The organism is Haloprofundus halophilus (genome assembly GCF_003439925.1).
GTDB classification, from domain to species: domain Archaea; phylum Halobacteriota; class Halobacteria; order Halobacteriales; family Haloferacaceae; genus Haloprofundus; species Haloprofundus halophilus.
The window spans coordinates 734,125-746,319 of record NZ_QQRR01000002.1 but is presented as its reverse complement, the minus strand read 5'-3'; the positions used below and the strand labels follow the sequence as shown (position 1 = coordinate 746,319).

Annotated in this window: 13 protein-coding genes; 3 read left to right on the top strand and 10 right to left on the bottom strand. The window is 67.6% G+C overall.

What is annotated here, in order from left to right:
* Position 1 precedes the first annotated feature (1 nt).
* From DV709_RS13450 to DV709_RS13440, 3 genes are all read right to left on the bottom strand, one after another.
* Entirely contained in the window at positions 2-460 is a 459-nt protein-coding gene (locus tag DV709_RS13450; RefSeq protein WP_117594928.1) for a pyridoxamine 5'-phosphate oxidase family protein, read from the bottom strand.
* Positions 461-525: 65 nt separating this feature from the next.
* The gene (locus DV709_RS13445) at positions 526-1,125 is read right to left on the bottom strand and encodes a flavodoxin domain-containing protein (RefSeq protein ID WP_117594927.1); all 600 of its coding nucleotides are present in this window, start codon (positions 1,123-1,125) and stop codon (positions 526-528) included.
* A 118-nt stretch (positions 1,126-1,243) separates the two neighbouring features.
* The gene (locus tag DV709_RS13440; RefSeq protein ID WP_232819743.1) at positions 1,244-2,071 is read right to left on the bottom strand and encodes a FixH family protein; all 828 of its coding nucleotides are present in this window, start codon (positions 2,069-2,071) and stop codon (positions 1,244-1,246) included.
* Between the two features lie 135 nt (positions 2,072-2,206).
* On the opposite strand from DV709_RS13440, the gene DV709_RS13435 reads away from it, so the two are divergent.
* Entirely contained in the window at positions 2,207-3,730 is a 1,524-nt protein-coding gene (locus DV709_RS13435) for a replication factor C large subunit (protein ID WP_117594925.1), read from the top strand.
* Between the two features lie 11 nt (positions 3,731-3,741).
* Here DV709_RS13435 and DV709_RS13430 read toward each other — a convergent pair whose 3' ends face one another.
* Positions 3,742-4,914 carry a M14 family zinc carboxypeptidase gene (locus tag DV709_RS13430; RefSeq protein ID WP_269801704.1) on the bottom strand — a complete coding sequence of 391 codons (1,173 nt, stop codon included), beginning with the start codon at positions 4,912-4,914 and terminating at the stop codon, positions 3,742-3,744.
* 294 nt (positions 4,915-5,208) lie between these two features.
* On the opposite strand from DV709_RS13430, the gene DV709_RS13425 reads away from it, so the two are divergent.
* The gene (locus DV709_RS13425) at positions 5,209-6,276 is read left to right on the top strand and encodes a zinc-dependent alcohol dehydrogenase family protein (protein ID WP_117594923.1); all 1,068 of its coding nucleotides are present in this window, start codon (positions 5,209-5,211) and stop codon (positions 6,274-6,276) included.
* Between the two features lie 7 nt (positions 6,277-6,283).
* On the opposite strand, the gene DV709_RS13420 is transcribed toward DV709_RS13425, so the two are convergent.
* From DV709_RS13420 to DV709_RS13395, 6 genes are all read right to left on the bottom strand, one after another.
* Positions 6,284-7,222: an amino acid ABC transporter permease gene (locus DV709_RS13420; protein WP_117594922.1), complete on the bottom strand. Its 939-nt coding sequence runs from the start codon at positions 7,220-7,222 to the stop codon at positions 6,284-6,286.
* A complete protein-coding gene (locus tag DV709_RS13415; protein ID WP_117594921.1) occupies positions 7,219-7,977 on the bottom strand; it encodes an amino acid ABC transporter ATP-binding protein in 759 nt (252 codons plus the stop codon). Before DV709_RS13415 ends, DV709_RS13420 begins: the two co-directional genes overlap by 4 nt.
* Before the next feature lie 52 nt (positions 7,978-8,029).
* Positions 8,030-8,755: an amino acid ABC transporter permease gene (locus DV709_RS13410; RefSeq protein ID WP_117594920.1), complete on the bottom strand. Its 726-nt coding sequence runs from the start codon at positions 8,753-8,755 to the stop codon at positions 8,030-8,032.
* Between the two features lie 3 nt (positions 8,756-8,758).
* The gene (locus DV709_RS13405) at positions 8,759-9,721 is read right to left on the bottom strand and encodes a basic amino acid ABC transporter substrate-binding protein (RefSeq protein ID WP_117594919.1); all 963 of its coding nucleotides are present in this window, start codon (positions 9,719-9,721) and stop codon (positions 8,759-8,761) included.
* A gap of 127 nt (positions 9,722-9,848) precedes the next feature.
* Positions 9,849-10,742: a COX15/CtaA family protein gene (locus tag DV709_RS13400; RefSeq protein ID WP_117594918.1), complete on the bottom strand. Its 894-nt coding sequence runs from the start codon at positions 10,740-10,742 to the stop codon at positions 9,849-9,851.
* Positions 10,743-10,774: 32 nt separating this feature from the next.
* The gene (locus tag DV709_RS13395; protein ID WP_157972739.1) at positions 10,775-10,966 is read right to left on the bottom strand and encodes a hypothetical protein; all 192 of its coding nucleotides are present in this window, start codon (positions 10,964-10,966) and stop codon (positions 10,775-10,777) included.
* Here DV709_RS13395 and DV709_RS13390 point away from each other — a divergent pair.
* On the top strand, positions 10,953-12,125 hold the full coding sequence (locus tag DV709_RS13390) for a M24 family metallopeptidase (protein ID WP_117594916.1): 1,173 nt from the start codon (positions 10,953-10,955) through the stop codon (positions 12,123-12,125). The two genes, DV709_RS13395 and DV709_RS13390, sit on opposite strands and share 14 nt — an antisense overlap.
* Positions 12,126-12,195: the final 70 nt, after the last annotated feature.

Sequence of the window (12,195 nt, the reverse complement as noted above, 5' to 3'; positions counted from 1 at the left end):
GTTAGCTCTCCGCCTGCGCCTCCTTTCGGGCGCTCACCGAGTCCGCGACGAGTCGGTAGAACTCGAACTCCAACTCCCGCGGGTGGCGCTCGAAGACGTCGACGAGCGGGATGTGGACGCGTCGAATCGCCTGCACGACGTCCGAGTCGATAGCCGCTTCGGTCACTCTCTCCAGTCTGCCGGAGGCGACGACGCTCTGCCAGCCCTCGTCTCCCCGGTCGTGCACCACGAAGGTGACCGGAGCGCTCGCGCCGACGACTTCGCGTTTCTCGCTCTCGGGACCGAACGCGAGTCTGAAGAAGAACGTCGTATCCGACGGGTCGTAGCCGTACGAGACCGGCCTGGCGTACGGTGCGTCGTCGCTCTCGGCGGCGTTGAACGAGATGACACCCGTCCCGCCGTTGCCGAGGAACTCGTCGCGCGCTTCGTCGCTCACCTCGACGGACCGTGAACTCACCATACGAGTACATATGTCACACTCGTGCAAAAACTGTCTGGCTCCTCGGGGTCGCTCTCGCGTCCGCCCTACTCGCTCGACTCCGCTCGGGAGCCGTCGGATGCGTCGGTTCCGGGCGGGACGACGCCGAGCCGGCCCTCGGCGAACGCCGCGAAATCGGCGGCGAACGCGTCGACCTCCGCCCAGTCGGTGAACTCCACGTCCCGGGAGGTGTCGACGTCGGGAAGCGTGCGTTTGGCGATCTGCTTCATCAGCAACCGTTTGAGGAAGCCGTACTCCGAGTAGCGGAGCGCGCCACCGAACAGTCCGATGCGGTCCGGATGCCAGTCGGTTTCGGAGACGAACGAATCGACGTACCCCGCCGCCTGCGCCTCCCCCTCTTCGTCCGCCGAGGACAGCGACACCTGAAAGAACCCCGTCGGTTTGGTCGCCATCGCGTCACGGTTCGCTTCGACGAACTCCACGACGGCGGGTTGGTGCTTTCCGGCGTGTATCGACGCGCCGACGAGGACGGCGTCGAACGCGGCCACCGAGCGGTCACCCGACCGGTCTCCCGCGTTCACCGCCGTCGCCTCGTGTCCCCGCTCGCCGAGTCGCTCCGCGAGTCGCTCGGCGACTTTCGCCGTCTGTCCCTCACCGGTGCCGTAGCACACCAGAAATTTAGCCACGCGATTTCACCGTGAGAGTACTCCGCGAAGGTCGGCATAAGAGCCCCTATCGACGTGAATCGGTGACAATAACGTGGAGACGAACGTCGAGTCAGGATGCGAGTCGACGCGTCGACGACTACTGACGGACGCGAACGTCGAAGGCTGTCGTCACCAGTTCACCCTCAGGCCTCGTCTGGAGGAACAGTCGATACCGCCCCGATGTCGGAAACCGCGCCTGGAACGCGACCTGACCACTGTCGGGGTCAGTCCCCTCCGGATGAACGTGCAGGTACGCGAGGTCGCCTTCGCGGAGCGCGACGAGGTGACCGAGCGCGCCGAGGTACTCATCCAGCTTCGAGACGGGGTCGCCGTCGCGCCGAACCTCGAACGTCAGCCGGCTCGATTCTCGGGCCACAACCCCGTCTGTGAGCAGTTCGATGTCGTACCCGTCTGCGGTCGCCCGGCGCGACGAGTCGGGTCGCTCGGCGACCGTTTCCGTTCCCGTTCCCGCCCCCGACGCGAAGAGGTCGAACCCGAGCGTCGTCGGCCGCCCGTCCACGACGACGTCGACGAACGCCCGATACACTCCCGAGTCGGAGAGTGCGAAATCGTCGACGCGCCACGTGCCGTCCGACGTCAGTTCCGGGTGGAGATGCTGGAACCGAGTCAGGTCCCGTCGGACGACGACGAGGTGGCTTCGCTCGCCGTGTGCCTCCTCGAAGTCGGTGACGACCTTCCCGTCGTCGTCGACGATACGGAACGTCCACTCGGCGCTCGTTCCCGGGGTGAAGCGGGTCTCTGCGGGGTCGAGTCGGAGTCCGTTCGCCGCGACGGCCAACCCGCCCGGTGCGGCGTGTCCGTTCGGCGCGTAGCCTCGGACGGGGTCGGCCGTCTCCGGCGACGATTCACCGTGGTCGTGTGTCGAGTGGTCCTCCATGTGAGGGTAGTCCAGAGAGGGCGCCATACCGCTTCGTACTCCCGTACGGCACAGTCGGGCCGTCGAACCGTTCGAGGTCGAAACGCCGTCGCCGGCGGAGAGCGAAACGCGCCGACCGACGCTCCGGAACCACTAAACGCGGCACTCGCCTCTGTCCGAGTAATGGATTGGACGGAGAAGTATCGCCCTCGGTCGCTGTCGGCGATACGCGGCAACAACAAAGCCCGCGACCAGTTCCGCGAGTGGGCCGAGACGTGGGACGACCACGGCGACGCGGTCATCGTCTACGGCAGTCCCGGCGTCGGCAAGACCTCCGCGGCGCACGCGCTGGCCAACGACATGGGCTGGGAGACCGTCGAGTTGAACGCCTCCGACCAGCGGACCGCCGCCGTCATCGAACGGTTCGCCGGCCGCGCGGCGATGAACGCGACGCTCGGCGGGTCGAGTTCCGGCGGCTCTGGCCGACAGCTCATCATCCTCGACGAGGCGGACAACATCCACGGCAACTACGACCGCGGCGGCGCGCGCGCCATCACGAAGCTCGTCAAGGAGGCGGGACAGCCGATGGTGCTCATCGCCAACGAGTTCTACGAGATGAGCCGCGGGCTGCGCAACGCCTGCGAGTCCATCGAGTTCCGCGACGTGAGCGCGCGCTCCATCGTTCCCGTCCTCCGAGATATCTGCCGACAGGAGGGCGTCGAGTACGAGTCCGCGGCGCTCGAACGTATCGCCGACGTCAACAGCGGCGACCTCCGCGGCGCGGTGAACGACCTGCAGGCCGCCGCCGAGGGCCGCGACGCGATCACCGAGGAGTCCGTTGCGACGAGCGACCGCGACCGCTCGGTCGGTATCTTCGAGTTCTTAGACCAGGTGCTGAAAGAGGAGTCGCCGCAGGAGGCGCTGTACACCTCCTACGACGTCGACGAGACGCCCGACGACCTCACGAAGTGGGTCGAGGACAACATGCTCGACGTGTACGAGGGCGAGGAGGTCGCCCGCGCCTACGAGTTCCTCGCCAACGCCGACCGGTGGTTAGGTCGCGTGCGCGCGAGTCAGGATTACAGCTACTGGCGCTACGCGGGTGACAACCTCGCCGCGGGCGTCGCCGCCGCCCGCGACGAAACCAAAGGCGGGTGGACGCGCTACGGTCGCCCGCAGTTCTGGCGCTCGAAGGACAAGACCGGCGACGAGGTGGCCCGCCGCGTCGCCGAGTCCAGCGGGACGAGCATGAGCATCGCGCGGCAACGCATCGTACCGTACCTCTCGGTGATGACCCACCACTGCAAGCCGCGCGATCTCACCGTCGCGATGGCGGCGTACTACGAGTTCGAGGAGAAGCACGTCGCCCACGTCACCGGCAGCGGCGAGTCGACGAAGAAGGTGCAGTCCATCGTCGAGGACGCCCGAGAGCTCCGCGAGGAGGCGATGGAGGAACACTCCGGCGGCGCGTTCGCCGGTTCGACGGGCGGAACCGCCGGCGACGGAAGCGACGACGGAGCGCGGGGCGACGACGCACGAGACGACGAAACGGGCGCCGGTACCGAGACGACCGAAGACGACGGAGCGGCCGAATCGGCGGCCGACGGCGGCGACGAGAGCGATGCGAGCGACAGCGACGACGGCGACGGCGGCGACGGCGGCGACGGCGGCGACGACGGCCAAGCGGGTCTCACCGACTTCTTCTGACCCGGTTTCCGCTATCTACTCGTCGGGCCGCTGGACTCCACGGGCAGGTCGAAGTACCGGTTCTCGTCGACGGTGCCGAGGTCCGGGTCCGACGCCAGCGCTTCGAGCGTCCGCCGGAACGCCGTCCGCGAGACGGCGACCTTTCGGGCGTAGTCGACGCTGTCGCGTTCGTCGGACTGCCCGGCGACTTCGTACAGCATCCCGGCCGCGTTCGTCTTCGGCGTGAGCGCGTCGAGATACGACCCCCAGAGCGGTTCGTAACCGTAGCGCGTCACGGTTCCGAACTCGCCCAGCGACGTGAGTTGACGAGCGACGAACGAGTTGAGACGGAGCGAGCGCCGACTCGTCTCGGCGTCGACGAACGGGTTGACGATGGTCTCGGGGGGGTCGTCCCGCTCGTACGAGGGCGCTCGTTCGAGGTACGCCGGTCCGAACGGGGCCATGACGCTCAGAAGCGACGGAGCCTCGCCGCCGCGCCCCCGCGTCTCGACGCTCTTGTGGTGGTGCGTTATCGCCACGTCGGGGTTCGCGCGCCGGTACGAGTCGGCGACGGCGGCGGTTTCCGGCGTGAGTCCGAGGCCGCATCCCCGGAGGGTGGTACCTCGGTACTGCCGGTCGTGTCGCCACCGCGTCTCGCCGTCTTCTTCGTACCGGGTCCACTCGCCGGACGAACGGGTGTCCGACGACCGGTCCGCGCCCGAAAACTCGACTGTCGGGTCGAAGTCGCGGTTCAAGTCGTACCCCGGCGGTTCGTCCGCACTGTGGTAGTCGGGTTCGCGTCGGGAGTCGCGCCGTCGCCACGGTTGGACGTTCTCGCGCCGGGTGACGCGCTCGTCGGCACCGTCGGCGTCCTCGTCGCGGGCGAACATCGCACCGTCCGGATTCGCGCGGGGGACGACGGTGAGCGTGAGTCGAGAGAGGAGGTCCAGGTTGGCCTCGGGGTTCGAGGTCACGTCGCGGACGAGCGCGAGTATCGCCTCGGTTCCGGCGGGTTCGTCGCCGTGTAACTGCGTCACGAGGTGGACGTTCGTCTCTCCCCGTCCGACCCGCAGCTCCCAGATGGGGTCGTCTCGACCGGCGGAGCGGCCGATTCGACGGAGTGCGGCGTGCGGAGAGCCCTCGGCGAGGGCGTGGAGTTCCTTCGCGAGTTGCTGGTTGGTGAGCGATGCGCGCGGGTCCGACAGTCCGGCGCGTCGGGCCTCCGTCGGTTCGATTGCCGACTCGACGGCGCTGGGCGCCGAGAGCGCGCCCAGCCCGACCGTCGCCAGATACTGTCGTCGGGTCGTCTTCGGAGGACTGTCTTTGGAGGTGATACTCCACCCAAGGTACGGGCCGGTGCTAAACGTTTTTCGGCCTGGGGTAGAACGTACGGCTTACCGGAGTGTCGGTGGTGGCGACTCGTCGTCACAGCGAAGGACACCGGCACTCCGGGACGTGTACGCGCGGCTTTTTGTGACGGCTTCGCATACCGGAGCGTGATGCGTGCCGCAGTCCTGCACGAGTACGGAGAACCGCTCGTCGTCGAAGACGTAGACGCACCCGACCCCGCGCCGCACGGCGTCGTCGTCGACGTGGAAGCCTGCGGTATCTGCCGGAGCGACTGGCACGCGTGGCAAGGCCACGGCGAGTGGGCCGACGACCAGGTGCCGAAGGGCCAGATTCTCGGCCACGAACCCGCGGGTCGCGTCGTCGCCGTCGGCGAGCGCGTCGACCACCTCCGCGAGGGCGACCGAATCGCCGTCCCGTTCAACCTCGGCGACGGCACCTGCCCGTACTGCCGCAACGGTCACGGGAACGTCTGTGCGGACGGTCTCTCGCTCGGCTTTCAGTCGGAAGCGCCGGGCGCGTTCGCCGAGCAGGTCCACGTCCCCTACGCCGACTACAACGCGATGCCCCTGCCGGAGAGCGTCGCCGCCCGCGACGTGGCCGCGCTCGGCTGTCGGTTCATGACCGCCTTCCACGGACTCGCGCACCGCGCCGACGTCCGCACGGGCGACTGGGTCGCCGTCCACGGCTGCGGCGGCGTCGGTCTCTCGGCGGTGCAAGTCGCCAACGCGGTCGGCGCGCGAGTCGTCGCCGTCGACATCGACGCCGGGAAACTGGACCTCGCGCGCGAGGTCGGCGCGGACGCCGTCGTCGACTCCTCGGAGCTCGACGGCCGCGGCGTCACGAGCGCGATTCGCGCCGAAACGGACGGCGGCGCGCACGTCTCCGTCGACGCGCTCGGCCTCGAAGAGACGTGTCGCAACTCGATTTTCTGCCTTCGCAAGCGCGGCACGCACGTCCAACTCGGGCTGACGACCGAGAAGGAACGCGGCGAGGTGTCGCTGCCGACGGACAGGATGACGATGCAGGAGATCTCCTTTTTGGGCTCTCGGGGGATGCCCCCGACCCGGTACGAGGAACTGCTGGGACTGATGGCGACCGGCGACGTCGACCCCGGCGCGCTCGTGAGCCGAGAGGTGCCGCTGTCGGACGTGCCGGAGCGACTGGCGGCGATGACGAACTACGAGACGGAAGGAATCGAGGTCGTGACCGAGTTCTGAACGCGCGCTACCGCCCGCTCCCCGAACCGAGTCCCGGAATCGACGTCCGGTCCTCGACGTAGTTCATCAGCCGAGACGCCGTGATGACGAGCGCCAGATACAGCACCGCGGTGATGGTGAACATCGCCGTGTAGCGGAAGTTCGAGGAGGCGATGTCGTTGGCGCGCTTGAACAGCTCCGGGACGGTGATGAACGCCGCCAGCGAGGAGTACTTGATGAGGTAGATGAGCTCGTTCGTCCAGCCGGGGATGGCGAATCTGAGTCCCTGCGGGAGGACGACGTACCGAATCGCGTCCACCTTCGAGAGGCCGATGGCGCGACCGGCGGTGAGTTGCCCCGTGTCGACGCTCTGCAGCGCCGAGCGGATGTACTCCGCCTGGTAGGCGGCGCTGTTGAGTACGAACCCGACGAGCGCGGCCCACGCGGCGTTGTTGGCGAACACGCCGTCGAGAAAGCCGGGGACGTACCCCGAGATGTCCAGTCCGAAGTAGAGCACGAACAACTGCGCCAGAAGCGGCGTCCCTCGAAGGAGTTCGGTGTAGAGGAGCGAGACGTACTTCGAGAGGTTGCCGTAGACGCGGGCGACGCTCAGCGGCACGGCGATGAAGAAGCCGAAGAAGATGCCGAGAACCGTCAACACGAGCGTGAGCCACAGCCCCTCCGAGAGAGTCGGCAGATACTCGACGGCGAACGCGAGCGCGTCGAACGCGCCCGCGAGACCCGGAACCTCGGCTCCGAACGACTCGATGGTCTCGGGTGCGACGAACGGCTGGCCGACCGGGACCAGCAGGCCGCCGAGCCAGTCGTTGGCCCACCGGAGCAGCAGCCACCCCCAGAACAGGACGCCGGCGGCGACGAGCAGCGCCCGTCCGACCGCGCCGGTCGAGATTCGAGGCTCGCTCGGCTTCTCTTGCTCTTGGGCCGCGTCGACGACTGGTTCGCTCATGAGTGCATCTCGGTGATGCGCCGGAGGAACGACGCCGTGCGGTCCTCTTCGGGACGGTCGAACAGCTGTTCGGGCGGGCCGCGCTCGACGATCTTCCCGCCGTCGAGAAACAGCATCTCGGAGGCGACTTCCCGCGCGAAGCTCATCTCGTGGGTGACGACGAGCATCGTCATCCCGCGGTCTGCGAGGTCGCGCATCACCTCCAGCACCTCACCGATGAGTTCGGGGTCGAGCGCGCTCGTCGGCTCGTCGAACAGCATCAGTTTCGGCTCCATCGCGAGCGCGCGGGCGATGCCGACGCGCTGCTGCTGGCCGCCGGAGAGCTCGCCGGGGTAGGAGTCGGCCTGCGGCGTGAGCCCGACCATCTCCAGATGCTCGTCGGCGCGTTTTCCGGCCTCTTCCTTGCTGAGGCCGAGCACGCGACGCGGCCCGAGCATGATGTTCTGTCGCGCCGTGAGGTGCGCGAAGAGGTTGAAGTCCTGAAACACCATGCCGACCTCCTTGCGGAGTTCGTTCACGTCGATGTCGGGGCCGGTGACGCGCTCGCCGTCGAGGTAGATGTTCCCGCTGTCTATCTCGGTGAGTCGGTTGACGCAGCGGAGCATCGTCGACTTGCCCGACCCGCTCGGGCCGACGAGCACCGTCACGTCGCCGCGGTCCATCTCGAAACTGACGTCGCGCAGCACTTTCTCGGTCCCGTAGCTCTGGGAGACGCGGTCCACCTCGAGTAGATGTGTGTGATCGCTATCGCTCATGTGCGTCGACCTCCTTCGTAACTGCGCCGACTCCGACCGCTCGAAACCGCCGTCACGCCTGTTCACCGCCCGGTATCTCGTAGTACGAGCCGACGAAGTCGAGTCCCCGATTGGTGACGAACGTCAGCACGAAGTAGATGGCGCTGACGAACAACACCACCTCCAGCACCGCGGTCGTCTGTCGGACGAACAGGTCGTAGCTCCGCGTCAGCAACTCGGCGAGACCGATGGCGAAGACGACGCTCGTGTCCTTGAGGACGATGGTGACTTCGTTCTGGAAGCCCGGAATCGACCGACGGAGCGCCTGCGGCACGACGACGTGGCGGATGGCTTCGAGTTTGCTCATCCCGACAGAGCGCGCCGCTTCCAACTGTCCTTCGTCGACGCTCTGCAGCGCCCCGCGGAAAATCTGGGACTGGTACGCCGCGCTTCGGAACCCCAACCCGAGGACGCTGGCGATGAACGCGTCCGAGAGCGTCACCGTCACGTCGAACAGCCCGAGGGTGAGACTCGGCGTCGAGAACACGAAGTACATGAAGATGAGGATGACGACGATGGGTGTCCCTCTGAGCACGATACCGACCGTCTCGACGAGGAACGTGCTCACCCGGCCGCCGTACACCTCGACGATGCCCGCCGGGAAGCCGACGAGAAAGCCGAGCAGCATGCTGACGACGGTGAGAACGACCGTCAGCACCGCGCCGACGAGAAGGTAGGGGGCGTTGTCGAGGACGAACGCCCAGTCGCCCGTGGTCTGTGCGACGACAGTCGGGTCCATCCGTTACTCCCCGACTGCGGACGAGTTCGAGCTGTTTCCGGACTCGTTACCCGAGGACTCGTTGCCCGACGTCTCCCCGCCGGAGCCGCCGAACCACTCGTTGCGAATCTCCTCGTACTGGCCGCTGTCGCGGACCGCCTGCAGCCCCTCGTTGAGCGCCGACTGCACGTCGCTCTCGTTCTGCCGGAGGCCGAAGCCGTAGCGCTCGCCCGTCTCGTAGACGAACGCGATCTCGACGTCGCGCTGGTCGGCGAACGTCTGCGCGACGGGTTGGTCGATGACGAGCGCGTCGACGTTGCCGTTTTCGAGGTCCTGCACGGCGAGGACGTAGTTGCCGTACGTCCGGAAGTTCGACTGGTCGACGTCGCCGGGTTCGACGAGTTCGCTCTCGACGACGCCCGCGCCCGTCGTGCCCTCCTGTGCGCCGACGGTCTGGCCGGCGAGGTCGTCGAGCGACTGCGGGTCGAAGTCGCTTCCGCCGGCGACGAGAATCGACTGGTCGGCGTTGTAGTAGGGGTCCGAGAAGGCGATGGTCTCCTGACGGTCCTCGGTGATGGTCATCGCCGCGGCGATGACGTCGATGCGGTCGTTCTGTAGCGCCGGGATGAGCGAGTCGAACTCGAACTCCTCCCAGTCGGCGAGCGTGTAGTCGGTCTCCTCGACGACGGCCTCCAGCAGGTCGATGTCGAAGCCGACCAGTTCGCCCTGCTCGTCTTTGAACTCGAACGGCGGGAACCCGGGCGCGGTGCCGGGGACGATCTCCGTGTTGCCGCCGTCGCCCCCGTCGGTTCCGGTGTCGTTGCCGGACCCGTCGTCGCCGCCGTCGCCGCCGCCCCCGCCGTTTTCACCGTCTCCGCCGGTGTCGACGGTACATCCTGCGGTCACGGTGAGGCCTGCGACGCTGCTCGCTCCGGCTAACTTCAGATACGTCCGACGACTGACGCCAGACTGACGGTTTGACTTCATACCGATAGACGAGGCCAAGCAGACGCTTCAACTTTTCTTCCTGACCGGAAACAACCACTGGGTCTGACGTGTTTATTCGTTTACTAATGTTCGACCGGAAGGAAAGCGACGAACCCGAACGGTCGCCTCAATCGCCGCTGACGCCGTGAGTCGTCGCCTGTTCGCTGGTTTCGACGCGTCGGGCGAGCCACGTCGCGGCGACGATACAGAGCGCCGCGAGACCGAACAGCAGCGCGTTGAGGTCGCGGACGAGCGGCGTGTAGACGACGAGGTCGCGACCGAGCAGCGCCACGACCACGAGCAGACCGGCGGCGGTGAGGACGAGCGGACGGAGGCGCGTCAGCGGCGCCTGCGAGTGCGACGCCTGCGTCACCCAGACCGCCGTCGCGACGAGCGCCGCGATGGCGACGAGCGTCGACCCGACGAACAGCGGTTGCGCCGTCGACCCGTACGGGAGGAGCCCCCAGACCCGACTCGTCAGCGCCGCGAAGGCGACGAGCACCAACGTCGCCGGAAGCGCGAGGTTCACCCGTTCGAGCGCCGAGCGCCGGAAGTGGCCGTCGTACGCGCGGAGCGTGCCGAACGTCAGCGCGGTGAAGATGGTCAGCGCGACGACGAAGTGCGCCGCCTGCGTCGGCACCGAGTAGCCGTTCGGAATCAGCCCCGACAGCGTCACCGTCACCGCGCCGATGCTCACCTGCAGGGGGAGGACGACGAGCGCGAGCGTCATCGAGAGTTTGACGCTCCGCTTCGCGCCGCGCCTCCACGCCCACGCGGCCGTTCCGAGGATTTGGAAGCCGACGACCATCGCGACGAGCCGGTGGAACCACTCGATGAAACTCGGAATCGTCTGCGGCAGCAGTCCGTTGTCGCACAGCGGCCACTGCGCCGAACAGGCGAGTCCGGACCCGGTCGCGGCGGTGTAGACGCCCAACATCATGAGCAGCGCCGTCGACGCGGTGGTGACGGCCGCAAAGCGCCGGAACGAGAGCCAGTTCGGGCGGGTGCGTGTTCTCAGCATAATCCCTATCGCAGACTCGGGAGCGGGCGTACTTAGACCTGTCCGAACGCCCGTCTGGTCCACTCATCGAACGTGAGACCGCCGAATCGGGTCGAACCGGTTCGACCCGCGTCGAAACGAACCGCTTCGAACCGCGCTGAGACGGCGGAGTCGGCGTCCTCGCTGACCGCCTTCGACCGGTTGAAGTACGTTCCGCCGGTGCACTCGAACGTGACCGACCACACCGACGACACCGGGGGTAGCGACAGCGGAGTCACGGAGACGGCCGATTCCGACCGACTCGCCGACCGGCGACGCCGGCTCGGCGAGTATCTCGACGACGCCGGTCTCGACGCCGTCTGGTTCGCCCGCCCGAATTCCTTCGCGTGGCTCACCGGCGGCGACAACGTCGTCAGCGCGACGGCCGACCTCGGCGTCGCCGCCGCAGGTTACGTCGCCGAGGACGGAGACGCCGACGCCGGCGAGTTCCGCGTCGTCACCGACAACATCGAAGCGCCGCGGCTCGTCGACGAGGAGCTTCCCGGCGAGTTTACCGTCGAGGCGGGCCGGTGGTACGAGTCGTCGCTCGCGGAGTCGGTCGCCGACCACTCGCCGGAGAACGCGGCCGCGGACTTCGACGTTCCGGGGTTCGGGGAGGTCGACGCCTCGACGCTCCGACAGCCGCTCTCGGAGGGCGATATCGAGGCATACCGGGAACTCGGCCGCGACACCGCCGCTGCCGTCGAGCAGGTCTGCCGTCAACTGGAATCCGGCGACACCGAACACGAGGCGGCGTCGGCGCTGCGCGTGACGCTGTCGGCGCGCGGAATCAACGCGCCCGTCGTTCTCGTCGGTGGCTCCGAACGCGCGCAGTCGTATCGCCATTACACCCCGAAGCTCGCCGAACTCGGCGACTATGCGCTCGTCTCGGTGACGGCGGAGCGGGGCGGCCTCCACGCCAGCACGACCAGAACCGTCGCGTTCGACCCGCCGGAGTGGCTGGCGGAGCGACACGAGAAGGCGACGCGAGTCGAGGCGACGGCGCTGGCGGCGACGCGCGCGGTTGGGCGCGAGAGGGGACCGGCGTCCGAGGTGTTCGGCGCGGTTCAGGCGGCGTACGACGACGTCGGTTTCCCCGACGAGTGGCAGAACCACCACCAGGGCGGCGCGGCGGGCTACGCCGGCCGCGAGTGGTTCGCGACGCCGACGGCCGACGACGAGGTACGTCTCCCGATGGGATACGCCTGGAACCCGACGATTCAGGGCGCGAAGAGCGAGGACACCGTACTCGTCACCGACGACGGGTTCGAGGTGCTCACGAGCACCGGCGAGTGGCCGACTCGGGAGGCCGACGCCGTGGGGTACGACGCGACGGTGGAACGCCACGACGTGCTCTCCTTGTAGTCTGAAAGTATAACAAGGAGACTGCGCCGCCGACCCGGGAGGGCTTTTTAGGGCAACGTATTTGTCGTGT